This window comes from Parendozoicomonas verongulae, from assembly GCF_009711465.1.
Taxonomy (GTDB): Bacteria; Pseudomonadota; Gammaproteobacteria; order Pseudomonadales; family Endozoicomonadaceae; genus Sansalvadorimonas; species Sansalvadorimonas verongulae.
This window is the reverse complement of record NZ_SMME01000567.1, coordinates 1,151-1,488: the sequence shown is the minus strand read 5'-3', so window position 1 is coordinate 1,488 and position 338 is coordinate 1,151.

The window sequence follows — 338 nt, the reverse complement described above, 5'->3', positions numbered from 1 at the left end:
CCTTCCCATAAAAAGAACAAAGAAGATAGGTGGAATATTCAGAACGAAAACATTTTTTAACGGGCCCCTGAACTGAAGCGTTCCAAATTTACCTGTCTACCGTCCCCTTCGTCTGTCAGACGCTGGGACTCGAACAGCTTGATATATACCTTATTGATTGCCCTATCTGGCACACCCGTTCACGGCCTGCTTTTGACGGCTCAAAAAGACTATGACGAGGTGGTTAAGATTTTAGTGGCCCCGGAGGCAGAGCCTAATAAAATGTGGAGGCTCCTCGTTGTTTGGTGAGATGACTGGATTGGTTGAAAGGCCGGTCCACTGTGTGGATATATTTGTGC